19 protein-coding genes and 2 pseudogenes are annotated in these 23,466 nt (G+C 59.9%); 8 read left to right on the top strand and 13 right to left on the bottom strand.

The genetic code is table 11. The annotated features are described in order from the left end of the window. Positions 1–380, top strand: a pseudogene (locus PH551_RS23735) (IS30 family transposase); the annotation flags it as partial. Positions 381–623: 243 nt separating this feature from the next. Here the strand turns inward: PH551_RS23735 and PH551_RS23730 are convergent. Continuing rightward, positions 624–1,649, bottom strand: coding sequence for a LacI family DNA-binding transcriptional regulator (locus PH551_RS23730; RefSeq protein WP_285195275.1), 1,026 nt, complete (start codon positions 1,647–1,649; stop codon positions 624–626). A gap of 171 nt (positions 1,650–1,820) precedes the next feature. Between PH551_RS23730 and PH551_RS23725 the strand changes: the two genes are divergently transcribed. From PH551_RS23725 to PH551_RS23700, 6 genes and pseudogenes are all read left to right on the top strand, one after another. Beyond that, positions 1,821–3,080: an ABC transporter substrate-binding protein gene (locus PH551_RS23725; protein WP_085781153.1), complete on the top strand. Its 1,260-nt coding sequence runs from the start codon at positions 1,821–1,823 to the stop codon at positions 3,078–3,080. Positions 3,081–3,140: 60 nt separating this feature from the next. Next, the gene (locus tag PH551_RS23720) at positions 3,141–4,022 is read left to right on the top strand and encodes a carbohydrate ABC transporter permease (RefSeq protein ID WP_085781152.1); all 882 of its coding nucleotides are present in this window, start codon (positions 3,141–3,143) and stop codon (positions 4,020–4,022) included. Next, on the top strand, positions 4,015–4,851 hold the full coding sequence (locus tag PH551_RS23715) for a carbohydrate ABC transporter permease (protein ID WP_285195274.1): 837 nt from the start codon (positions 4,015–4,017) through the stop codon (positions 4,849–4,851). The genes PH551_RS23720 and PH551_RS23715 overlap by 8 nt, the downstream gene beginning before the upstream one ends. Positions 4,852–4,864: 13 nt before the next feature. Continuing rightward, positions 4,865–6,007, top strand: coding sequence for an ABC transporter ATP-binding protein (locus PH551_RS23710; RefSeq protein WP_285195273.1), 1,143 nt, complete (start codon positions 4,865–4,867; stop codon positions 6,005–6,007). Positions 6,008–6,056: 49 nt separating this feature from the next. After that, a complete protein-coding gene (locus tag PH551_RS23705) occupies positions 6,057–7,418 on the top strand; it encodes a NosD domain-containing protein (RefSeq protein WP_285195272.1) in 1,362 nt (453 codons plus the stop codon). A 110-nt stretch (positions 7,419–7,528) separates the two neighbouring features. Then, positions 7,529–9,185 (top strand): annotated as a pseudogene (locus tag PH551_RS23700) (glycoside hydrolase family protein). 78 nt (positions 9,186–9,263) lie between these two features. Here PH551_RS23700 and PH551_RS23695 read toward each other — a convergent pair. Beyond that, positions 9,264–9,671, bottom strand: coding sequence for a carboxymuconolactone decarboxylase family protein (locus PH551_RS23695; RefSeq protein ID WP_011428207.1), 408 nt, complete (start codon positions 9,669–9,671; stop codon positions 9,264–9,266). Positions 9,672–9,973: 302 nt separating this feature from the next. Between PH551_RS23695 and PH551_RS23690 the strand changes: the two genes are divergently transcribed. Next, complete coding sequence (locus PH551_RS23690) at positions 9,974–10,903, top strand: TauD/TfdA dioxygenase family protein (RefSeq protein WP_285195271.1); 930 nt, start codon at positions 9,974–9,976, stop codon at positions 10,901–10,903. Positions 10,904–10,987: 84 nt separating this feature from the next. Here PH551_RS23690 and aspA read toward each other — a convergent pair whose 3' ends face one another. The 11 genes from aspA to PH551_RS23635 all read right to left on the bottom strand — a co-directional run bounded on the left by aspA (position 10,988) and on the right by PH551_RS23635 (position 23,399). Then, complete coding sequence (aspA, locus tag PH551_RS23685) at positions 10,988–12,415, bottom strand: aspartate ammonia-lyase (RefSeq protein ID WP_285195270.1); 1,428 nt, start codon at positions 12,413–12,415, stop codon at positions 10,988–10,990. A 123-nt stretch (positions 12,416–12,538) separates the two neighbouring features. Continuing rightward, on the bottom strand, positions 12,539–13,615 hold the full coding sequence (locus PH551_RS23680; protein ID WP_285195269.1) for an asparaginase: 1,077 nt from the start codon (positions 13,613–13,615) through the stop codon (positions 12,539–12,541). Between the two features lie 65 nt (positions 13,616–13,680). Then, a complete protein-coding gene (locus PH551_RS23675; RefSeq protein ID WP_285195268.1) occupies positions 13,681–15,153 on the bottom strand; it encodes an amino acid permease in 1,473 nt (490 codons plus the stop codon). Positions 15,154–15,386: 233 nt separating this feature from the next. Next, positions 15,387–16,094, bottom strand: a complete 708-nt coding sequence (locus PH551_RS23670) for a FadR/GntR family transcriptional regulator (protein ID WP_183701072.1) — start codon at positions 16,092–16,094, stop codon at positions 15,387–15,389. Positions 16,095–16,142: 48 nt separating this feature from the next. Continuing rightward, entirely contained in the window at positions 16,143–16,862 is a 720-nt protein-coding gene (locus PH551_RS23665) for a FadR/GntR family transcriptional regulator (protein ID WP_285195267.1), read from the bottom strand. 84 nt (positions 16,863–16,946) lie between these two features. After that, the gene (locus tag PH551_RS23660) at positions 16,947–17,768 is read right to left on the bottom strand and encodes a bifunctional allantoicase/(S)-ureidoglycine aminohydrolase (RefSeq protein ID WP_085781141.1); all 822 of its coding nucleotides are present in this window, start codon (positions 17,766–17,768) and stop codon (positions 16,947–16,949) included. Between the two features lie 55 nt (positions 17,769–17,823). After that, the gene (locus PH551_RS23655) at positions 17,824–19,680 is read right to left on the bottom strand and encodes an ABC transporter ATP-binding protein (protein WP_285195266.1); all 1,857 of its coding nucleotides are present in this window, start codon (positions 19,678–19,680) and stop codon (positions 17,824–17,826) included. 17 nt (positions 19,681–19,697) lie between these two features. After that, on the bottom strand, positions 19,698–20,894 hold the full coding sequence (locus tag PH551_RS23650) for an aminotransferase class V-fold PLP-dependent enzyme (RefSeq protein ID WP_285195265.1): 1,197 nt from the start codon (positions 20,892–20,894) through the stop codon (positions 19,698–19,700). Positions 20,895–21,027: 133 nt separating this feature from the next. After that, positions 21,028–21,540 (bottom strand): RidA family protein, encoded by a 513-nt coding sequence (locus PH551_RS23645; RefSeq protein WP_085781138.1) that lies wholly within the window; start codon positions 21,538–21,540, stop codon positions 21,028–21,030. A 48-nt stretch (positions 21,541–21,588) separates the two neighbouring features. Continuing rightward, complete coding sequence (locus PH551_RS23640) at positions 21,589–22,458, bottom strand: ABC transporter permease (RefSeq protein ID WP_285195264.1); 870 nt, start codon at positions 22,456–22,458, stop codon at positions 21,589–21,591. Next, on the bottom strand, positions 22,458–23,399 hold the full coding sequence (locus tag PH551_RS23635) for an ABC transporter permease (protein ID WP_285195263.1): 942 nt from the start codon (positions 23,397–23,399) through the stop codon (positions 22,458–22,460). The genes PH551_RS23640 and PH551_RS23635 overlap by 1 nt, the downstream gene beginning before the upstream one ends. Between the last annotated feature and the right edge of the window lie 67 nt (positions 23,400–23,466).

Genomic DNA, 23,466 nt, shown 5'->3' with positions numbered 1-23,466 from the left:
ACCGTTCTCATCAAGAATCCGAGCCGGCACTCGCGCCCGATCATGGACAAGATCATCAGAGCGTTTTCGCCTTTGCCGGCCTTCGCGCGTCAAAGCTTCACCTTTGATCGCGGTACCGAGTTTGCCGGATTCAGGGCTTTGGAAGAAGGGATCGGTGCGCATAGTTGGTTTTGCGACCCAAGTGCGCCTTGGCAAAAAGGAACCGTCGAGAACACCAACAAGCGCATTCGACGTTTCCGCCAGGCACCACAGACTTGGCAGTTGTGTCGCAACACGACCTTCTCAACCTGACGCGCCATATCAACGATCAGCCGCGCAAATGCCTCGGATACAGGACACCGACCGAGGTATTTATGGCGCATTTGCGCGAAGATGGGTGATCCCCTATCCTGCAAAACAGGCATGATGCACTTGGGTTAGCTTCTCCACCGGGGGTGGGTTCAAAGTTGAAGTGTCCCGTTTCTGCAAAGTTGGAATGTCACTCGCCCCGCATTGATGACGTGGGAGATTGCGAATGGGACTAATTCCAATGAACGAGCGAGATCTGCAGCGGATCGTTTTGTCGAAGGCAAGGCTCAAACCGGACGTGATCGTTCGAGGCAGGCAGTAGAGACTCTCGACGCCTAATGAGGGCCAAAGGCGGCAGAGCTACGTTCAACCAGTTTGCAAGAGACAACCCGACTGCCCGGATAAATCTTCTCGCCCGCTATCAAATCGTTCAGCCACTTCGCACCCTCTCGGCCGAGATCGTAGTATGGCAACGCCGCTGTGGTCAGCTCTGGCTTTAGCGCCATGGTGACTGTTCGAAAATCGTCAAAGCCGACGATGCTGACGTCTTGTGGAATTCGCAAGCCCAGTGCCATGGCGGCAATGTAGATTTGAATCGCCATTTCGTCGTTGCCGCTCATGATCGCGGTCGGACGGTCGTCTTGTTTGAGCATTTCGGTCGCTGCCGCAAAGACGTAGTTGTTTTCTGCCCCCACAGGTCCATCCATGCCAAGGCTGATCGAGAGGTCGTTCTCTGTGAGACCGAATTCGCTTGTCGTTCGGCGAAATGCCTCCAGGCGCAGTTCGGCTCCCAATAGGATCGGATTGAGCCGGATGTAGCCGATTCTGCGATGACCCCGTTCAAGGAGGTACCGGGTAAGGTCTCGCGCGCCCTGATAATCATCGGGCTCGATGGACGGCAGGAGCTCCCTTGTTTGCGGCCGACAGTTTATCATCACTGTCGGAATGCTGACATCGCCGTTCTCCGGATCCACAATGCGGCGGTACATGGTTACATACAAGACTCCATCAATGCGGTGGGACTGGAACATTTTCCAGATTTCCACCTCTCGCTCGGAAGAACCACCGGTGTTGGCTATCAGGATGGTTTTCCCATTCGCATTGGCCCAGTCTTGAATTCCGCGGACAATATCGACCGAATAAGGCGTCGTGGAAACATAATCGGTGATAATCCCAAAGGTGTTGGAACGGCTGGATCGTATGAGGCGCGCCGCCATATTCGGGATATAGCCGAGGTCTCGAATGGCTTTTTCCACCCTCTCCCGGGTTTCCTCAGTCACGTAGGGCTCGCCATTGATGACGCGAGAGACTGTTTTATTCGAAACCCCGGCCGCTTTCGCGACGCTGACGATGCTCACCATGTCCGCTAATTCTCCTGATGCGGGTCTGTTGTAAACTACACGCATGACAACGTCGACATATTTTTCTGACAACGTCGACAATGCAATTGACAACGTCGTCATAACACGCCTATGGTCCCAACAATGGAACTGCCCGAGGCAAGTGCTTCCGGCGGAACAAGGGAGGAATTCATGAAAAAACTGCTTGGCGCCAGCGCGCTCGCGTTCGTTTGCATTGCGGCCTCCGTCAAGGCCGAAACCATCAATGTCCTCGTGGAAGGCGGCGGCGAAATGCTGCAGAAGGCAGCCGCGGAGAAGTTTACCGCCGAGACCGGTATCAAGGTGGACTTCACCGTCGTTCCCTATCAGGGCGTCTTCGACAAATTTTCCGCCGAAATCGCCTCCGGCTCATCGGCGTTCGATGTGGTAACGATCGACGTCGTGTGGAACGCGAAATTCGCAAGCCATGTCGAAGACCTCGCGCCGCTCTTCACCGACGCGGTTCGCAAGGACCTGCCGCCTGCCTTGCTTGCCGACGCGAAGATCGGCGACAAACTGATCGGCATGCCTGCTTGGGCCAATGCCGAAATTGTTTTTTATCGCAAGGACCTCTTCGACAAGCCGGAAGAACAGAAAGCATTCCAGGCAAAATATGGTTATCCCCTCGCCCCGCCGAAGACTTGGCAGCAATGGCGCGACATCGCAACATTCTTCACCCGAGACACCGATGGTGACGGCAAGACTGACTTTTGGGGCACCGACACCATCGGCAGCTTCTCCGAAGAGTGGATGGCACATGTGCTTCAGGCGGGCTCGCCAGGTGTGATCCTCGACAAGGATGGGAAGGTGATCATCGACAACGAAGCGCATAGGAAGGCGCTCGAATTCTACATCGCGCCTCACTGCATCGATCATTCCGTGCCCGAAAACGTCAACGAGATTGGCTGGGGCGAAGCTCAGAACCTGTTCTATCAAGGCAAGACGGCGATGATGAAATTCTGGGCGCACGCCTACAAGATGACGCCCGCCGATTCCAAGGTCAGCGGAAAGGTCGGCGTCGCCCCGATGCTGGCCGGCGATGCAGGAATCGCGGCAATTCCGGGTCCTTGGTACAATGTCGTTCCGTCGACCTCCCAGCACAAGGACGCGGCCAAGAAGTTCATAGCCTTCGCAATCGCTAACAATGCTCTCGGTATCGAAGCGCCGCTTGGATTGGCTGCCACGAATTCGGCCTATAATGGCTATGCCAGCAAGCCCGGTTATGAGCATTTCACGCCGCTGCTTGAGACGTTGGGCGCTCCTGCGACGCAAGGCCGTCCGATGAACGAAAAATATCAGGAAATTGTCGACGAAGCGGTTCTGCCAGCTGTGCAGCAGGCCCTGACATGCAAAGCGGATGTCGGCAAGGTCCTGACGGACGCCAAGGAAACGATCCAAGACATCCTCGACTAGTCCCTCGGCGGCGAGGAGGACGGGTGGTCCTCCTCGCATCATCAGCTTTCGGAGAGCGCCATGTCGGGTGAAGACCGATTCGTGCTGTGCATGCTTGCGCCAGCCCTCGCCATCCTTGGCTTGCTAGTCGCATACCCGGTAGGGCTTTTGGTGTTCGATTCCTTTTTTAAGGTCGACACCATTACTCCCCACATACGAGAATGGATCGGGCTCAAGAACTATATCGACGCGCTAACCTCGAAGCGTGTCGCGGAAAGCGCATTCAGAACAATCCAGTATTCGATCTTTGCGCTGTTCTTCGAATTTACCTTCGGTTTCTGCGCCGCGCTGCTGTTCACGGCGCTCCCCGGTCAATCGCGCTGGCACCGCACGATCTTCACGCTGCCATTAATGGTGCCGCCCATTGTCGCCGGCCTCTTGTGGCGCTTTCTCCTGGTCGGGAACATCGGCATCTTGAACTACGGGCTCCTCCATCTGGGCGTCATCAGCGATCCCGATGCGATTGCCTGGTTGTCCGACGAAGATATCGTCATCTATTCCGTCTCTTTCGCCGATATCTGGCTGACGACATCCTTTGTCGCCCTCGTCTCCTATGCCGGATTGACAAACATTCCCAAAGACCTGCTCGAGGCCGCGCGGATCGACGGCGCGAACGCGTTCAAGCGCTTCTGGCATGTCACGCTGCCACTGATGCGCCCGGTGATCGCCGTCGTCGTCATCGTGCGTGGGGTGGATGCGGCCAAGACCTTCGACCTCATCTGGATTCAGACGCAGGGTGGCCCCAACCACGCTTCTGAAGTGTTTTCGATGAACATCTATCAGCGCATGGTGCGCTTCGGCGATCTCGGCGAGGCCTCGGCCTCCGGCACGCTGTTTCTGATCGTCATGATGGCTCTGGCTGCTGCTGCCTATTGGAAGATATGGAGGCCGGTCCATGCGTAGTGCGCGCCGCCTCAATTTCAACGGCATCGTGATCAATGCCGCCGCGTTCGTCCTCGTCCTGTCCTATGCGCTGCCTTACGTCTATCTGCTCATGACGTCGATCAAGCCGGCAGCGGATGTCCAGCAGATTCCGCCGAGCTTCTTTCCCGTCGTGATCTCTTTCGAGAATTTTCGCGATGTCCTGCAATCGTCGACCCTGCCGCGGGCCTTCGCAAGCTCGCTGGTAGTGGCGGTGCTGACAACCATCCTTTCCCTCGCTGTGGCGGTTCCGGCCGCCTATGTCGCGACCCACTATAGGCGCCGGATCACCACCCTGTTCCTGCTTTTCGCGCTGGTCACGCGCATGGTGCCCTCGGTGTCGCTCGGCGTGCCATTGTTTCAGCTTCTGAAGTCGCTCGGTCTGCTGGATACCGTTCCCGGTCTGGTGCTCGCCCACACATCAGCCGCGGTACCTCTTGCGCTTCTTCTCATGGCAGCCTTCTTCGAAGGCGTTCCGAAGGATTTGGAAGAGGCGGCGCGCATGGACGGCTGGACCCGTTTCCAGGCCTTTCTGAAGGTTATTCTTCCGATCATGACGGGCGGAATCGCCGTTACCGCGCTCTTTACCTTCATCACGAGCTGGAACGAGTTCCTCTATGCACTGCTGCTGACGTCAGAGTCGACCAAAACGGCACCGATCGTCATTGCTGAATACAACTCGGTCTATGGCCTGGCCTGGGGAGCGATGACGGCGGCAGCCGTGCTCTATTCACTGCCCGTCATCATCGTAACGCTCGCACTTCAAAAGCAGATCGTCGGCGGCCTGACTTTCGGCGCTGTAAAAGGATGAGGGAGGCTAGGACATGGCCGGTATAGAACTGCGCAACGTCAACAAGATCTACGGCAACAGCTTTCATGCGCTACACGACCTGAGTTTCAACATCAGGGATGGTGAGTTCATGGTGTTTGTCGGTCCCTCGGGATGCGGGAAATCGACGGCGCTTCGGATGATCGCCGGCCTTGAGAGCATTTCGAGCGGCGAACTCAGGATCGGGGACAGGATCGTCAACCATGTCGATCCCAAGGATCGCGACATCGCCATGGTCTTTCAGTCTTACGCGCTGTACCCGCACAAGACCGTGCGCGAAAACATCGCCTTTCCATTGCTGATGGCGGGGTTGCCAAAATCCGACATTGCCAGCCGCGTGGACGAGGCCGCGCGCATCCTCGAACTGACGGCTCTGCTCGACCGCAAACCGGCGCTGCTCTCGGGCGGCCAGCGGCAGCGCGTCGCCATGGGTCGGGCGATCGTCCGCCAGCCGTCCGCCTTCCTGATGGATGAACCCCTGTCCAATCTCGATGCAAAACTGCGTGTGCAGATGCGCGCCGAGATTGCCAGCCTCCAGAGAAAACTCAACGTCACCACGATCTACGTCACTCACGATCAGGTCGAGGCAATGACGATGGGCGACCGTGTCGCTGTCATGAAGAGCGGCGTGTTGCAGCAAGTCGACACACCGCAGAACCTGTACAGTCGCCCCGACAACGTCTTTGTTGCGGCCTTTATCGGATCGCCCTCGATGAACTTGTACGAGGCCGTCCTGAATGGAAGGACGGTGATCCTGGGCAGCAACAGTTTCGAAATTCCTGACCGGGTTTTCGAATGCCGTCCCTCGCTCAACGGTGCGTCTCACCGTCAAATCCTTCTCGGCATCCGGCCGGAGCACATGAATGACGCTTCAATCCGGCCTTCTTCGGCCGAGATCTCGGCCCCGGTCACTCTTGTTGAGGCGCTGGGTTCTGAATCCATGGTGCATCTGAATATCGATGCACCCTGGGTGGATGCTGGCGACCCGGACGCCATCGCCGACATCGGCGACGAAAAAGCTGCTGTAGCCCGTTTTTCCCCTAAGAGCACAGTGCGAGCAGGTGACATCGCGCGCATCGCTGTCGATGCCGAAGAACTTCACTTCTTTGACCCGGGCACCCGTACCAGCATCTGGTGATGGCACAGCCAAAAGACAAGATTAACCCTCGCTGTCCGCGGAGATGATAATGATTAGCGAAAACTGTTACGACGTTACGAAGTATCCATCAGGCAATCCCCGTGAGGATATTGGCGCCGTCATCAATAACATCATTGCGGATATCAAGAACAGGCAAGCGGTAGTCGATGCAAATGACGGCGGAAAACCTGGATCAGTTATCTATATACCGCCAGGCGATTATCGTCTTGTCACTCAAGTCGTTATAGACGTGAGCTATCTGAAGATCGTTGGCTCTGGGCATGGTTTTACGTCGTCGAGCATCCGCTTCAACACACCAGCAGGCGAGTTGACCCACTGGCACGAGGTGTGGCCGGGCGGAAGTCGAATCCTTGTGGACATTTCTCCAGAGGCCACAGACGTTGAGGCTGCTGGTGCCGCGTTTTATGTCAAGCGCAATGGAAATCCTCGTGTAAGCTCTGTGGAGTTTGCTGACTTTTGCATCGATGGCTTGCACTTCATCGATGATGGTTCGGGGCAAGACGACGCAGAAAACACATACAGGAATGGCAAAACGGGAATCTATGTAGGCAGCGCCAATGACTCATTTCGAATAACCGGTATGGGCCTTATCTACCTGGAGCATGGAGTCACTGTTCATGATGCAGATGCGCTCGCGATAGATAATAATTTCATCGCAGAGTGCGGCAACTGTATCGAGCTGAAAGGTATGGGGCAGGCCTCAAGAATAGCAAATAATTTTGTGGGCGCCGGATATAGGGGACACTCAATTTACGCCGAGAATTACGCGGGCATTCTGGTATCCTCGAACAACGTATTTCCGCGAGGAGCAAGCAGTCTCCATTTCTCCGGCGTGGTGCGTTCCTCGGTCACGGGAAATAGGTTCCATTCCTTCTATCCCGGAATGTTGGTGTTTGCTGCTAACTGCTGCGAGAATTTGGTCTCCTCAAATCACTTTCTGCGAGATCGCGAGCCATGGGCGCCGATGCAGAAGTACGACAATGGCTTGGATGATCTGTTTGGGCTTCTGCAGATTGACGGCAGCAACAATTCGCTGATCGCGAACCATATTTCGCACACCATTGACACCCAATATATCAAGCCTCCCGCAGCAAAACCTGTCATGATCAATGTAGTTTCCGGCAGTGGAAACTACATAGCCAACAACCACATTGTGGCCACCACCGAAATACCTCAAAAAGCCGGGAGCGATGCGCCAAACAGCGCCTGTTTTTCAACACAAGTGAGCGCATTGCTTTCAATCGGGAATTCGACTTCGCGCGACGTAACGACCGTGCTGGTGCAAAGGAACTCGGTGGGGAATACGGTCCTGGACTGCGGAAACGTCGAACAAGTGGTGATGGACCGAACGGTAAATGCATTCAGGGGCACTCCGGCTCCTGGGCAATAGACCGCAGCCGCCAGGCCTCTCCCGCCGGTCGTGGGACCACAAGTCCTCTTCCAAGAAAAACCTGGGTCAGTCTTCGGACCGGCCGTTCTACACTCAGATTGCGTCTCCAAATGGCTAAAGCGACTGTCTCTTTTGTTTCGGGCGAGCGTTTGGAATTCTGGGCCGTTGGCCCCGGGGCCGTCAGTATTTCGCAAGATGGTGAGACCCTCTGGCATGTGCCCGCTTTCGAAGCTCATCCATCATACTATGCCTATCACCACCGCGAGGCCGGCAGCGTTGTCGTTGAATGGGATCAGCCGGAAGCATTCCTCTGGGCCTACTCCTACGATCCGGCAACCGTTGCGGAGGCCGGCATAAAGCTATGGGAATTCAGCACGGATGAAATTCTAATTCGCGCAGGAAAGGAAATTGGCTCATGGCTGCGAGGCGATCCTCAGCGGCCTCGACTTCATTTTTCTCCTTGTCGCAACTGGATGAACGATCCCGTGGGTCTCTGCAGGATCGGCGAGTGCTGGCACCTGTTTTATCAATTCCATCCATGCGGCGGCGACTGGGGGCCAATGCACTGGGGGCATGCTACTAGCCCTGACCTGTTCAGCTGGACACACATGCCTGTTTTTCTCCATCCGGAGCAGAACCTCTGGCGTCTCGGTGCGACCGGAGGCGCATTCTCCGGCAATGCATTTCAGGACAGGGATGGCAGCCTGATGTTCTTCTATACAGAACGCCTGCCCGCCTATGACCTTTTCAATTCGAGAAATACAGAAGATCGCCCGGCCGGACCGGCGGATGATCAAGGCGGAAAGCATCTCGACCGTGCTCGAGCAGCGCCCCGAAGGAGTCCAGCACGACTTCCGCGATCCAAAGGTGTGGTGGGACGGAGACTCCGGCGCTTATCGCATGGTGCTCGGCGCCTCTATTCATGGCGACCCGGCAGTGTTGCTTTACGGTTCGGAGAATCTGCTGGAGTGGAAATACCTTGGACCGCTGTACCGTGCACCGCCCTTCTTCCGCGAGCAGGGCGCCAGAGCAGTTGAATGCCCCGACTTTTTCCCCATCGACGGCAAATGGGTGCTGATCATGGGACTTGTCGGACACTGTGATCCTGACAGCGGGCGCCACAACCTGCTCTATGGGCTCGTCGGAGATTTCGTCGATGACCGCTTCATTCCGGACTCCGATGCGCTGCAACTCCTCGACTTCGGTAGCGACTATTATGCGATGCAGAGTTTCGCGACGGGTGGGAGGCAGATTGCCTTTGCGTGGCTTTTCAATTGGGAGTTCCGCAAACCTGCCGGCTCGCCCTATTCCGGCGAGTTGTCCTTACCCCGCCAGCTGTCGCTGGATGCGCGCAACAGGATATGTATGAGACCCGCTGAAGAAGTGGAGGCGGCCCTCACTCATGCCCCTCTGTCTTCCGCAGAGCCCGGCAGATATGTTCTGGACGAATCGTCGATCGATATCCGATTGAACGGGATGCTCGACGGAACAAGGATCACTGCGACCGAAGCCGGACAATTGTCATTTTCCATCGTGGTGGAAGATCAAAGTATCTTCGTGCAGCTGCCGCAAGACGACGGATCGATCCGTTACGCCGCGGCCATTGCCGATGCGACTGATCTGAGAGTCATCCACGACAAGGGCATCTTAGAGATTTTTGCCGACGGAGGAGCCGTCTGCGGCACGCGGCGCAACTATCTCAACGTCAAACCGGACGATCTTGTTATCCTGTCAAAGGCACATGTGAGCGTTTTCAGCGGGGGGTAATCGCATCGTGCTGAAGGCGCTCTAAGAGGCAGGTTCTGTGCGTCGATGCCGTAGTCGCGAAGTCACGCGCGTCGTTTCCTATCGCACCTCGAATTCCGGATCTGGGGGAACCTGCATGGCGAGAGCGAGATGATTTGTCTGCGCGGCAAGGCCGATGATCGTCAGGAGTTCGCCATGTTGGGCATCGGTCATGCCGCGGGCTCGGGCAGCTGCGGTGTGGGATTGAATGCAATACTGGCAGGCATTGGCCGTCGACACGGCGATGTAGATCATCTCCCGTGTCAACGGATCAATCGCGCCTTCGACGGTCATGACCGATTTGAGCGTCTCCCATACCCGCTTGAGATTTGCCGGATCGTTTGCAAGTGCACGCCAGAAATTGTTGATGAAATCGGTCTTGCGAGTCGCCCTGATGTCGTCGAACACCGCTTGCACGGCTGGAATGGCTGCGGCCTCTTGGTCCGACAGGAGTTTGACTGTTGCCATCGATTTTCCTTTCGGGTTTGCCGATACACGGCCTCGAGCACGATGTTTCCTCCGCGAGCCCATGTTGCCGGCGGAAGATACGAAGAAATGCCAGCGACCGCCAGCCTCCCTCCCGGCGAGGAAATCGAAGACGGCTGTTTCAGGAACACAGGCAAAATTAGAAATTATTGTCTACAGATTTTATAGATTATACGGTTCCATAGACCTGTCGACTTTCAGCGATGAGATTTCGAACACCCGAAGAATCCTTCTGCGGGCGCAGGTGACCTGCCGACTTCTTGCAACATCAAAAGGAGATTTTCATGAGCGATCCGGTTCTCGTCGATCAGATCATACCCGAGTCCGATGTCGTCCCGCTGACCGGCCGCGTCGGCGCCGAAATCAAAGGTGTTCGTCTTGGCGGAGATCTTTCGCATGCAACGGTGGCAGCCATCAACCAGCTTCTGCTCAAACACAAGGTGATCTTCTTCCGCGATCAGGGACATCTTGACGATTCCGAACAGGAAGCCTTTGCACGCCGGCTCGGCGATCTCGTGCCGCATCCAACCCAGGGGCCCGTCGCCGGCACGGCGTCCATCCTCAATCTCGATTCCAGCCGCGGCGGCGGCAGAGCGGACCAGTGGCACACCGACGTCACCTTCGTCGACGCCTATCCCAAATTCTCCGTCCTGCGCGGCGTCGTCATCCCGGCGGCCGGCGGCGACACGATCTGGTCCAACACCCATGCCGCCTATGAAAGCCTGCCGGCGCCGCTCAAACTGCTAGCGGACAATTTGTGGGCCATTCACAGCAATGCCTATGATTATGCCGCCGTGCGCCCGCGCGCCACCGCCGAAGAGAAGAAGCATTTCGAGGAAGTTTTCACGTCGACGATCTACGAAACCGAGCATCCGGTCGTGCGTGTCCATCCGGAAACCGGCGAAAGATCGCTGCTGCTCGGCAACTTCGTTCAGCGCCTTGTCGGCCTGTCGAAGAGCGACTCCGTAAAACTCTACGAGGTGTTCCAGTCCTACGTCACCGCCCCGGAAAATACCGTGCGCTGGCGCTGGAGAGCCGGCGACGTGGCGATATGGGATAATCGCGCCACCCAGCACTATGCCGTCAACGATTATGACGACCAGCACCGTGTTGTGCGCCGCGCCACGGTTGACGGCGATGTTCCCGTCAGCATCGACGGCCGCCGCAGCATAACCCATGTCAAGGCCGCCAAGCCGCAAGCAAGGGCGGCGTGACCGCGCACATATGAGTGTTGCCCGGCCCATGAAGCGAGCAGGCTTGATGGGCCGGTCTTCGCAAGGACAAATGAACCGTATGCCTTACGAGAAGGAAAGCTTCTCACTTGGCCGCGTAAGCGTTTCCGGGCGCAGGACCGCATCGAGATGCTCCTTCTGCATCAGGCCGCGTTCGAGAAGGATTTCATAGACGCCCCGCCCCGAATGATGTGCTTCCAGCGCGACCTCCGTGGCATTGCGATAGCCGATATAGGGGTTCAACGCCGTCACGATGCCGATCGACTGCTCGACTGTCTGGCGCAGCCGGTCACGGTTGGCGGTGATGCCTTGAATGCAGTTGGCCTCGAGCGTCAGGCAGGCATTGGTCAGGTGGCTGAGACTGCGATAGAGGCTGTAGAAGATCACCGGCTCGAAAGCATTCAACTGGAGCTGGCCCGCCTCGGCCGCCATGGTGATCGTCACGTCATTGCCGATCACCTCGAAAGCCACCTGGTTGACGACTTCCGGGATGACCGGGTTGACCTTGCCCGGCATGATCGACGAACCCGCCTGGCGCGCCGGCAGGTTGATCTCGTTCAGGCCCGCGCGCGGTCCCGAGGACAGCAGCCGCAGGTCGTTGCAGGTTTTGGACAGCTTGACCGCGACGCGCTTGAGCACGCCCGAAAGCTGCACGAAGGATCCGCAATCCTGCGTCGCCTCCACCAGATCCGGTGACGTCACCAGATCGACGCCGACGATATCGGACAGGCGCTCGCGCACCAGCGCGGCATAGTGAGGATGGGCGGTGATGCCGGTGCCGATCGCCGTGGCGCCGAGGTTGATCTCGCGGATCAGCGAGACGGCTTCGGCAAGGCGCGCCTCGTCCTCTGCCAGCATCAGCGCATAGGTTCCGAATTCCTGCCCCAGCGTCATCGGCACGGCGTCCTGCAACTGGGTGCGGCCCATCTTGAGGACGTCGGCAAACTCGATCGCCTTGGCCTCGAACGATCGCCGCAGAATCGCCATGGCGTCGACGAGACGATGAACGCCGATCCATGCAGCGAGCTTCAGGGCCGTCGGATAGACGTCGTTGGTGGATTGCGACAGATTGACATGTTCGTTCGGGTGCAGGTGCTGATAATCCCCTCGCCCATATCCCATGATTTCAAGCGCCCGGTTGGCAATCACTTCGTTGGCGTTCATGTTGGTCGAGGTGCCGGCGCCGCCCTGGATCAGATCGACAATGAAGTGGTCGTGCAGCGCACCGTCGCGGATCTCGATACAGGCCGCAATAATGGCGTCGGCGCGTGCCCGGTCCAGAAGGCCGAGGCTTGCATTGGCCTGGGCCGCCGCCTGCTTGATCGCAGCGAGCGACGCAATCAGGTCCGCCGATTCCCGCAGGGTCTGACCGGTAATCGGGAAATTCTCCACAGCACGCAGCGTATGCACGCCGTAATAGGCCGAGGCCGGGACGTCGCGATCGCCGATCAGGTCATGCTCGACGCGGATTTTCGCAATATCGGAGATAGTCATGGCTGGACTTTCGAAAGCGGCGCTGCGGACCTGAACTGCGGCGGCAGGCCGGAGAGATGATCGGTTAGGCGCGGCAGAATTGCCGCGTCCGGAAGCGTCGTTGTATCAAGCTGCAGGACTGGACTACTCCCCCTCCGGCTCCGGTATGCGCAGCCTGAACGGAAAGGACACGCCACCGGTCGAAACACCCATGGTGTTCACCCGCTTGGGACGATGGAACGTTGCAAGCTCTCGGCGGAGTTCGGGCGAACCGATGCCGAGCTGATCGAGGATTTCCGTCACAACCGCGTAGAGGATTTCGATGTTGCCATCCTCGACCTTGACCGAAATGCCGAGCGCCCCATCCGCCCCCAATTGCCTGGTGTCATCCGAGGCGCGCACACCGATTGCATAGCTGGCATCGGCGCCGAGCTTGCCGATCAGCGCGCCGTTGAACGCGCGCATCAACACTGTGCAGTAACGCCCCTCGCCCGCGACCATTTCGGGGTGGCGCGCCATCGCCCGGAAAATGCGAGCGAGTGCTGCGTCTCGCCTCGACAAACCCTCCTGCCCCTCGCCCCGATCTGCTGCCGAAGCAAGCTTAGCGTAGAGGCGCGCCAGGCGATCCAACGGAAAAGCGGGCGTCGGCAGATTGCATCCGTCGATCCCCCATTCGACGTCCTGCGGATCAAGATCGCATAGTTCAGCGACTGTACGCTTCACGAGCACCTGCATCGGATGATCCGGCAGGTGATAGTCTTCGACGCCCGCGCCGATGGCCCGGGCGCCTGCAATCATTCCAACGTGTTTTCCCGAACAGTTGCTGCAGACCGCCGTCGGCGTATAGTCCTGCCTGATCCAGGCGCGATTCACGGTTTCGGACAAGGAAGGATGGCCGCCGCAGCGAAGATCGGCCTCTTCTGCCCGGACCTTCGCCAGCATGGTCCGCGTGTGCGCGATATGCAGCTCTTCGCTGCTGTGCGAAGCGCACATTAGCGCGAGATCCGCATCATCGAAGCCGTAACGCTCGATCCCACTCGTCTCCAGGATGGCGAGCGCCTGGGCCGGCTTGGCGGCAGACCGGGCAAGCGTCAGGCGCGTCGGGTTTCCCAGCGCATAAAGCAGCCGGCCTTCTGCATCGACGACCGCCGCATGGACGCGATGGCGGTTCTCGACGATGCCGCCACGGTCGGTGACGACGAAATCCTCACTCGGGATCATTTCTCTCTCCATTGAAGCGGCCCCGGCGGCATTTGGCACCGGGGCAAGCCTTGCTGTCGCGCCGGTCAGGCCATATCGAAACCGCCGCGATCGTCGCCTTGTTCGGCCGCGATCATGTGGATGCGCTCCCGCATCAGAAGCCAGCCGACCACCAGCGCCGGAATGATCAGCAGCAGCGACGCGACCGTGTAGGTGCCGACCGGATAATCCAGCGCCATCAGGATCACGACGACCGCAAGGAAGCCGAGCGTCAGCACGCCGGTATAGGGCGCGCCGAACATCCGGAATTCGGGCCGCGCCAGCTTGCCCTGGCGCGACAGGTGCCACAGCTTAAGCTGGCACAGAACAATCACGCCCCATGCCGCGATGATGCCGAGCGCGGCGACATTCAGTCCGATCTCGAACGCTTCTGCCGGAACGACGGCGTTCAGCACGACGCCGAAGGCGGTCACGACAGCCGTCACCGCAATGCCACCATAGGGCACGCCGGATCTGTTCATCTTCGCCAGCGCGGCCGGCGCCGAGCCCGAAATCGCCATGGAATGCAGGATGCGGCCGGTCGAATACAGGCCGGCATTGAGCGACGACAGCACGGCGGTGAGCACGACGAGGTTCATGACGACGTCGGCGCCCTCGACGCCGATCTTGCCGAAGAAGGTCACGAACGGGCTCTCGCCGCCCTTATAGGCGGTATAGGGCAGCAGCAGCGACAGCAGCAGAACCGAGCCCACATAAAAGACCACCAGGCGCAGCACGACCGTTCGGATCGCGCGCGGCATGACCTTGCGCGCATTTTCGGTTTCGCCCGCGGCGGTGCCGATCAGCTCGATCGAGGCATAGGCGAAAACCACGCCCTGGATCACGACAAGCGCGGGCAGGATTCCGTTCGGGAACATGCCGCCGAAGTCGACAATCGTATTGAGCCCCGGCGCGTGGCCGTCGATCGGCGTGCCGGTCACAACGAAGTAGACCCCGACAAGCAGGAAGACGACCAAAGCGAGAACCTTGACGAGGCTGAACCAGAATTCCAGTTCGCCGAAAACCTTTACGGACAGAAGGTTCATGGCGAGAACGAGGACCAGCGCCGCCAGCGCAAAGACCCACTGATCGATCATGGCGATCCATGGAACGTAGGCCTTGAAGAAATTCATGTAGAGAGCCACGGCGGTGACATCGGCGACCGCCGTCATCGCCCAGGTCAACCAGTAGAGCCAGCCTACCGCGAAGGCGAGCTTTTCACCGTAGAATTCACGGGCATAGGAAACGAACGAACCGGAGGTCGGGCGGTGCACGATCAGTTCGCCGAGCGCCCGGAGAACGAGGAACGCGAAAAAGCCGCACAAGGCATAGACCAGCACAAGCGCCGGACCGGCAGCGGCAAGCCGTCCGCCCGCGCCCAGAAACAGCCCGGTGCCGATCGCTCCGCCGATGGCGATCATCTGGATCTGCCGCGGCTTCAGCGCCTTTTTGTAACCGAGATCCTCCTCTGCGAAAATCTGCCCATCGGCCTCGGTTCTGGCGGATTCCATCACTGTCATTTCTCCTCCCTCTCCTGGGTTCGGCAGCCTCCCCGGCCGCCCCTCCGCGCAGCTCCGACAACATGTCAATCTGCTATGCGGTCTGACAGGTTTAGCGAATAAATGGAAACATACACCTCCGTCAAGCTCCTTCGTTTGAGGATGTGCATTATATGGAAGCCGGTTCGCCCATCAGGCAGCTACCGATGCGGACGCAACGGTGTGTTAGAAAGCTCCGATAGCGTTGGCGCCGCTTAGCGCGGTTCGGCGCCGATGATGCGATTGACGGCCGCCTCCACCTTTTGGAGATGGATTTCCATCGCGGCCCGGGCTTCGATGTCCGAGCCTGCGCGGATAGCCTCGACGATTGCGCGATGCTCATCATTCGACTCCTGCCGCCGCGGCCCCAACACCGTTAGAAGGCCGGATTGCTGCGCCATCGCCTCCCGAACCTCATCGACGATATCGCGGAAGACGGCATTCTTCGATGCAGCGGCGATCAGTCCATGAAACTCCGAATCCAGCTGCACCCAGGCCTCGGTATTTTCCTCTTGCTCCATCTCGTCGCAAAGCCTGAGCAACCCGGACAGTTCGTCATGGTTTCGACGCAGCGCCGCCCAGCCGGCGGCCGACACCTCGACGTGAGGCCGCGCCTCCCTCAGATCACGCGCCGAATAATCGCCGTAACTGATGTCTCCGTCGCCGGCAGCCGCAAGCACATATGTGCCGCTGCCCGTTCGTGTCTCCGTTAGCCGCAAAATCTGCAGCGAGCGCAGCGCCTCCCGCACGATCGGGCGGCTGACGCCATATTTTGCAGCGAGCTTGGCTTCTGACGGAAGTTTCGAACCGGCGGCGAAACGGCCGGAAAGGATCAGGCTGCGCAATTCCTCGAACACAAGTTCCGAGGCGCTTTTGCGACTGAGGGTCGCGGAATCGGACAGCCAGTTTTCTAGATCGTTCATCGCTTGCATTCGATCGGCCGCACGGGACATCCGGGCGTAAATTTGAAATCATGCCTTCTGGGCAGTTCGCCTTTCATCGGTAATCCCGATGATGGAGCGCTTGACCTCCAGCAGGTGCTCTGCCATTGCCGCCCGCGCATCCTGCTCGCTGCCTGCAGCAACTGCCTCCAGAATTCGGCGGTGCTCCGCATTGGACCTTTGGCGCCGCCCGCGAACATGCTCGACCAGTTCCGACTGCGTCGAGAGCGCGCCGCGAACATCGGCGACGACTTTCCGGAAGATCGCATTGCCTGAAGCCTCCGCGATTTCTCCATGAAAGGCCGCGTCCATCCGCACCCATTTCTGGACATCCTCCTCCTCATCCATTCGGTCGCACAAGGATGTCAGCCGGGCCAGCTGCTCGCCCGAACGACGCAATGCCGCCCAGCCGGCTGCCGGGATTTCAATGCAGGGCCGCGCTTCCATCAAGTCGCGGGCGGAATAGGCGCCGCCGCCGAGCTGCCGCGCGGGGCTGTCCGAAACGATGAAGGTGCCCCGGCCGGTTCGGGTTTGCGTGAAGCCCAGCGTCTGCAGGGAGCGAAGCGCTTCACGCACGATCGCCCGGCTGATGCCGTAGCGTTCGGCCAGTTGCACCTCCGAGGGAAGACGGCTTCCGAGCGGCAGTTTCTGATCCACAATGGCCGTGCGGATATCTTCGAAGACCGCTTCGGCAGCGTTTCTTCGGTTGATTTCGTTCTTCTCCGACAGCCATAAATCCATATCCCGCATCGAAGGACGATGCGTGTTAACCAGAGAGCTGTCAAGCAACCGGACAGGTGCCAGCCTGCCTCGTGTGCGGCTTATGCGAGCCGCCTACCAGAGCTTCATATGCCGATTGACATCTTTGTAGAGCAGGTAGCGGAAGCGGCCGGGACCGCCGGCGTAGCAGGCCTGCGGGCAGAAGGCGCGCAGCCACATGAAATCGCCGGCTTCGACCTCGACCCAATCCTGGTTCAGGCGATAAACCGCCTTGCCCTCCAGCACATAGAGGCCGTGCTCCATGACGTGCGTTTCCATGAAGGGGATCACCGCACCCGGCTCCAGCGTCACGATATTGACATGCATGTCGTAGCGCACATCGGCCGGATCGATGAAGCGGGTCGTGCCCCAGCGGCCGTCGGTGTCGGGCATGGCCTGGATCGGATGGTCATCCTCATGCGTAAAAATTGCCGGCGGCGGCTCCAGCCCCTCGACTTCCTGGAATGCCTTCCGGACCCAATGGAAGATCGCCGCGGTCGAACCATCATTTTTGAGGCGCCAAGCCGAGCCGGCCGGAAGATAGGCGAAGGAACCGGCGCGCAGCGCATGGCTGACGCCCTCGAGCTCAACCGTCATGCCGCCTTCGACGACGAAGAGCACCGCTTCGGCTCGTTTGTCGGGCTCCGGCCGGTCGCTTCCGCCGCCCGGCTGAACTTCCATCACATATTGCGAGAAGGTTTCGGAGAAACCGGAAAGCGGCCGTGAGAGCACCCATGCCCGCGTTCCCGTCCAATGCGGAAGGAGGCTCGTGACAATATCGCTCATGACGCCGCGGGGAATGACCGCGTAAGCCGTGGTGAAAACGGCCTTACCGGAAAGCAGTTGGGTCTGCGGCGGCAGGCCGCCGAGCGTCGAAAAATACTCTGTCTTGTTCATCGGTGCGGCTTTCCAAGCATTTGTCTCCGCATCTGCTTTATGCGCCGCTGATCCGTTAGGCAACTCCCAGCCCGGACGAGCGCTCGGCCATGACCAGATGGCCCGGCCCGACCTCGCGATAGGAGGCTATCGGAGGGGCGTAGTCGACCGGGCGCATCGGGCTCTTGATCTCGTCGTTCGCCGCCATCCGCTTCTCGTGGCGGCGGTCGGGATCTGGCACCGGCACGGCGGCGATAAGCTTCTTGGTATAGGGATGCTGCGGATTTTCGAAGACGGCGGCGCGCGGGCCGATCTCGACGATCTCGCCGAGATACATCACCGCCACGCGGTGGCTGACGCGCTCGACCACCGCCATGTCATGCGAGATGAACAGGAAGGCGAGGTTGAGACTCTGCTGCAGATCCAGCATCAGGTTGATGACCTGCGCCTTGATCGAGACGTCGAGCGCCGAGACGCTTTCGTCCGCTACGATCACCTTCGGCTGCAAGGCAAGCGCGCGGGCGATGCAGATGCGCTGGCGTTGGCCACCGGAAAATTCATGTGGGTAGCGCGCCGCCATATCCGCGGACAGGCCAACCTTCACCAGCAGGTCGGCGACGACCTCCCTTGCCTGTTTCGCATTGCCCATCCGGTGTTCGAGATAGGGTTCGGCGATCGCAGCCCCCACCGTCATGCGCGGATTGAGGCTGGCGAAGGGATCCTGGAAGATCATCTGCACGGATTTGCGCATCTCGCGCAGCTCCTTCCTGTCGAGGCCGAGCACCTGCCTGCCCTCGACGAGAACGGAACCCGCCTGCGGCTCGATCAGGCGCATGATGGCTCGCCCCGTCGTCGATTTGCCACAGCCGGATTCGCCGACGAGCGACAACGTCTCGCCGGCATGAAGATCGAAGGAGACGTTTTCGACCGCGTGCACGCGGCTGGTCAGCCGGCCGAAAAGGCCGGAATGGATGTCGAAGCGCTTGGTGAGGTTCTTCACCTGCAGGACGGGCCTTGCCGCGACCGTATCGGCAGCCTCGGCGGGAATGTCCGATTCGCCCGTCGCGGTGTTAACCACGGGAAAGCGCAGCGGCCTCTGCCGGCCCTGCATCGAGCCGAGCACCGGCACGGCGGACAACAGCGCCCTTGTGTAGGGATGTTTGCCGCGGTGAAAGATATCGGCAGTGGCGCCGCTTTCCACCTGTTCGCCGCGATACATCACCACGGTCCTGTCGGCGATCTCGGCGACGACGCCCATGTCATGGGTGATGAAGAGAACAGAAGTCCCCTCCTCTTCCTGCAGCAGCTTGATGAGATCGAGGATCTGCCCCTGGATCGTCACGTCGAGTGCGGTCGTCGGCTCGTCGGCGATCAAGAGCTTCGGCCGACTGGCGAGCGCCATGGCGATCATCACCCGCTGGCGCATGCCGCCGGAAAAACGATGCGGATATTCGTCGAAGCGCGAGGCGGCCGAGGGGATACGGACCTTTTCCAGCAGCCTGATCGTCTCGGCCCTGGCATCGGCCTTGCTCATTGCGGAATGGCAGAGCAGCGCTTCGGAGATCTGATCGCCGATGGTGAAGAGCGGATTGAGCGAGGTCATCGGCTCCTGGAAGATCATCGCCACCTCATTGCCGCGCACCTGCCGCATCGCATGTTCCGGCAGGGCCAGCAGGTCGCGGCCGCCGAGCATGACGCGGCCCTCGATGCGGCTCGTCTCCGCCTGCAGCAGCCGCATGATCGAAAGCGAGGTGACGCTCTTGCCCGAGCCGGATTCGCCGACGATCGCCACAGTTTCACCGGGCGCGACGGTGAAGGAAACGTCGCGCACGACCGGTTTCCAGGCGCCGTCGACCAGGAAGGACGTGGTCAGCCGGTCGACGGAAAGAACGGTGGCGGTCGTTTCGATCGGTTGCGCTTGAACGCTGGCCATATCGGCTCCTCTTGCAGCTAATCCGGCCAGCGCAGCAACCCGTCGAAGCGGTGCCGGCTGCGGTTTTCGATCGGTGTGGCGATGACTTCATTGGAGGCGCGCGCCTTGTCGAGTTCCTCAGCGAGGCGGTTTGCGACGATGACCTCCTCGCCCGGATGCAGGTTGCAGGGGTCGAGATAGAAATAGCGGTGCTCCACCTCATGATCGCGCACGATGATCGGCGGACTGCCCTTGGCGAGCGCATCGGCCAGATCCCAGGCGGTGATATGCGCCTCTTCGGGATCGACGATGAGGCGCAGCCGATCGAGCGGATTGTTGGTCGGGTCGGGCTCGATCAGCGCGGTGACGCCCCGACGGCCGTCGAGCGTCTTCTTCCAGAGATTGAGATAGCCGGTCTCGCGCTCGCGGATGCCGGCATGATCGCGCCTTTCCCACGCCTCCAGCGCCGCCATGACGCCGAAGATACTCTCCTTGCCGACCTTCATGCCGCGGCCGATCCCCATATTCTGCAGGAAGGCGTGCCGCACCATTTCCTTGCTGCCGGCGACGATGCCCGAGGTCGGGCCGCCGAGAAACTTGTGGCCGGAATAGAGCGCGATATCGGCCCCCTGCTCCAGGAAGGTCCTCAGGTCATATTCCGAGGCCGCATCGACGATGACGGGAATGCCCCTGGCATGGGCGATCTCGATAAATTCCTTGAGGTTCAGCAGGCCATAATCGACGACATGGTGGGAAACGACATAGACGGCAGCAGCCGTCTTGTCGGTGATCGCCCTTTCCATGTGGAAACGATGCGTCGAGGTCGCCTGTCCCACAAGCACCACCTTGCCGCCGGCAAGCCGGATCGCCTGGTCGACCGGCGCGCCGTAGCTTACCATATGGCCCATCTGCACCAGCACCTCGTTCCTCTCCGGCACGGCGTCCGGCAGTTTCTCGATCGCCAACAGATTGTCGCCGGTGATTGCGCCGGCGACGGCAAGCGAAATTCCGGCCGAGCAGGAGGCGGTGACGAAACCCGCCTCGCCGCCGGTCAGCCGGGCGATGACGCTGCTTGCCTTGCGCTGCAAGTCGTTAATTTCGACGAAGTGCGGCAGGATCGCTGTCATCGCCTCGATCGCCTGCGGAACGACGATCGAGGCGCCGAGGCTGGTCATCGTGCCGGACACATTGATGACGGGACGAAGGCCGAGCGAAGGTCTGATATCATCGGGCATGAAGATCTCCGGAAGTCTGGGAGGAAGGGCAGAACATGGCGCTGCCATGTGGCAGTGTCGAGCAGCCGGGGGAAGGATGCGTGCTTAAATAGAAAAAAGTCATCCGAAGACCACTCCAAACACGAAAACACGTTCAGCAATGCAGGGCGACGATGGCCTCGATCTCAACGGTGATATTGCCGGGCAGCGAGCCGAAGCCGACGGCCGAGCGGGCATGTTCGCCGGCTGCGCCGAACACGGCGATCAACAGATCCGAGCAGCCGTTGATGACGCTCGGATGATCCTCGAACTCGGGCACGGCATTGACCATGCCGAGCAGCTTGACCACCCGCCTGACGCGGGAGAGATCGCCAAGCGCCTCATGCATGACGGAAAGCAGGTTGATGCCGGTCAGCCGCGCATGCCGGTAAGCTTCCTCGACACCAACGCTGCCGCCGACCTTGCCGGCATGCAGGAAGCCATCGGCCTCGCGCGGCCCCTGGCCTGACAGATAGAGCATGTTGCCTTCTATCACATGCGTCACGAAATTGGCGATCGGCGGCGGTGGCGGCGGCAGCGTTATGCCGAGCGCGGCTAACCGTTGGTAAGGCGAGTTCTCGACCTTGCCGGCGGCGGCGGGGAACTGATTCACGCGAACTCCTGTCATGCGAATTTCGATTGGCGGATTTGGATTGGGCGACCTCTGGTCGGCGGATTAAAGGTCCTTGCGAAGTCTTGGATCGAGCATGTCTCTCAGGCCGTCGCCGACCATCTGCAGCGACAGCACCGAGAGGACGATCGCCACGCCGGGGAAAGCCGTCATCCAATCGGCCTGCCCGATATATTGCCGGCCGGCAGCGATCATCGTTCCCCAGGTCGGCACTTCGGGGCTGACGCCGAGGCCGAGGAAGGAGAGGCCGGCTTCGGCAAGCATAGCGCTGGCAAAGAGGAAGGTGGCCTGTACCAGGATCGGCGACAGCAGATTGCGCAACACGTGTCGGGTCATGATATGGAAGGTCGAGATGCCAAGCGCCCTCGCCGCCTCGACATAGGGCAGCTCGCGGATGACAAGCGTCGAGGCACGGACGATACGGGCAAGGCGCGGCGAGTAGACGATCGACAGCGCAATGATGACCGTCGTCAAGGACGGGCCGAGAGCGGCGACGAGGGCGATGGCGAGCAGGATATCCGGAAAGGCCATCATCGCGTCGATCAGCCGGGCGATCGGCGTATCGAGCTTTTGAAAGAAGCCGGCAAGCAGGCCGAGCGTCACGCCGATGGCGGCCGACAAGGCCACAACAGCCGCACCGACGAGCAGCGACAGGCGGCCGGCGAAAATCGTGCGCGAGAAGACGTCGCGGCCGAACTCGTCAGTACCGAAAAAGAAGATCTCGCTCGGCGGCTTCAGCCGGTTGACGATGGAAAGCTTCGACGGCGAATAGGGCGCGACGACCGGCGCGAAGACTGCGAGCAGCACGAAGACCACCAGGATCAGCAGGCCGAAGGCCACTGTCCTGCGCTTCATGAGGCGGCGGACGAACTTGCTGCCTTCGCTTTCGACAGGTTTGATTGCGACATCCGCCATCAGTAGCGCACCCTCGGATCGACCAGCAGGTAGAGCATGTCGATCGCAAAATTGATCAGCACGTAGAGGGCGGCGATGACGAGCAGCGCCCCCTGGATGACGGGATAGTCGCGGCGCAGCACCGCCGAGACCACGAGATTGCCAACCCCGGGCAAGCCGAAGACGGTTTCGGTGACGACAGCGCCCGAGATCAGCACGGCGGCGGTCAGGCCGAGCACCGTCAGGATCGGGATCAGCGCATTCTTCAGAGCGTGCTTGAGGATGACCTTACGCTCGATTAGCCCCTTGGCGCGCGCCGTGCGGATATAATCGTCGCCGAGCACATCGAGCATCGAGGCACGGGTGAAGCGCAGGATCAGCGCCGAAGAGACGATGCCGAGCGCAAAGGCCGGCAGCGTCAGATGATACATCCGGTCGATGAAAGTCGAGCCCGGGCCGCCATAGCCGGAGACCGGGAAGAGGTTGAATCGGACAGCGAAGAACTGCATCAGGATGAGACCGAGCCAGAAGCTTGGAATACTGGCGGCGAACATGGCGAGGGTCGTTGCCGCCTGATCAATGAAGGAACCACGCCGATAGGCGGCATAGATGCCGATCGGCAGGGCGATGATGCTGGCGATGGCAAGCGAAAACAGCGTCAGGAAGAAGGTCGGTTCGGCCCGGTCGACGAGTGCTACAGTGACCGGCATGTTGAGGAAGATCGACTGGCCGAGATCCCCCCTCAGCAACTGGCCGATATAATAGACATATTGCAGGCCAAGCGACTGGTCGAGGCCGAGCCGGGCCCGGAGATCGGCAATATCCTGCGGCGTCGCATCCGGCCCGAGCATGACGGCGGCCGGATCTCCCGGGGTCACGCGCACGATGACGAAGACGATCGTGACGACCAGGAACATCACGACGATCATGCCGAACAGGCGCTGGAGGATGTAGCGTATCATGAATGCCGGCCTTCAAGCCCTTGCAGATGCGGCAGAAAAGATGACCGGTACCGGTCCCGAAGGGCGG

This window comes from Rhizobium atlanticum (assembly GCF_030182485.1).
In the GTDB taxonomy this organism is placed as follows: domain Bacteria; phylum Pseudomonadota; class Alphaproteobacteria; order Rhizobiales; family Rhizobiaceae; genus Rhizobium.
This window is presented reverse-complemented; position numbering and strand designations above follow the sequence as displayed.

Coding starts and splice junctions, on each gene's coding strand:
- PH551_RS23730 (WP_285195275.1), bottom strand. CDS start 1,649: ATGGTGAGCATCGTCAGCGTCGCGAAAGCGGCCGGGGTTTCGAATAAA.
- PH551_RS23725 (WP_085781153.1), top strand. CDS start 1,821: ATGAAAAAACTGCTTGGCGCCAGCGCGCTCGCGTTCGTTTGCATTGCG.
- PH551_RS23720 (WP_085781152.1), top strand. CDS start 3,141: ATGTCGGGTGAAGACCGATTCGTGCTGTGCATGCTTGCGCCAGCCCTC.
- PH551_RS23715 (WP_285195274.1), top strand. CDS start 4,015: ATGCGTAGTGCGCGCCGCCTCAATTTCAACGGCATCGTGATCAATGCC.
- PH551_RS23710 (WP_285195273.1), top strand. CDS start 4,865: ATGGCCGGTATAGAACTGCGCAACGTCAACAAGATCTACGGCAACAGC.
- PH551_RS23705 (WP_285195272.1), top strand. CDS start 6,057: ATGATTAGCGAAAACTGTTACGACGTTACGAAGTATCCATCAGGCAAT.
- PH551_RS23695 (WP_011428207.1), bottom strand. CDS start 9,671: ATGGCAACAGTCAAACTCCTGTCGGACCAAGAGGCCGCAGCCATTCCA.
- PH551_RS23690 (WP_285195271.1), top strand. CDS start 9,974: ATGAGCGATCCGGTTCTCGTCGATCAGATCATACCCGAGTCCGATGTC.
- aspA (WP_285195270.1), bottom strand. CDS start 12,415: ATGACTATCTCCGATATTGCGAAAATCCGCGTCGAGCATGACCTGATC.
- PH551_RS23680 (WP_285195269.1), bottom strand. CDS start 13,615: ATGATCCCGAGTGAGGATTTCGTCGTCACCGACCGTGGCGGCATCGTC.
- PH551_RS23675 (WP_285195268.1), bottom strand. CDS start 15,153: ATGACAGTGATGGAATCCGCCAGAACCGAGGCCGATGGGCAGATTTTC.
- PH551_RS23670 (WP_183701072.1), bottom strand. CDS start 16,094: ATGAACGATCTAGAAAACTGGCTGTCCGATTCCGCGACCCTCAGTCGC.
- PH551_RS23665 (WP_285195267.1), bottom strand. CDS start 16,862: ATGCGGGATATGGATTTATGGCTGTCGGAGAAGAACGAAATCAACCGA.
- PH551_RS23660 (WP_085781141.1), bottom strand. CDS start 17,768: ATGAACAAGACAGAGTATTTTTCGACGCTCGGCGGCCTGCCGCCGCAG.
- PH551_RS23655 (WP_285195266.1), bottom strand. CDS start 19,680: ATGGCCAGCGTTCAAGCGCAACCGATCGAAACGACCGCCACCGTTCTT.
- PH551_RS23650 (WP_285195265.1), bottom strand. CDS start 20,894: ATGCCCGATGATATCAGACCTTCGCTCGGCCTTCGTCCCGTCATCAAT.
- PH551_RS23645 (WP_085781138.1), bottom strand. CDS start 21,540: ATGACAGGAGTTCGCGTGAATCAGTTCCCCGCCGCCGCCGGCAAGGTC.
- PH551_RS23640 (WP_285195264.1), bottom strand. CDS start 22,458: ATGGCGGATGTCGCAATCAAACCTGTCGAAAGCGAAGGCAGCAAGTTC.
- PH551_RS23635 (WP_285195263.1), bottom strand. CDS start 23,399: ATGATACGCTACATCCTCCAGCGCCTGTTCGGCATGATCGTCGTGATG.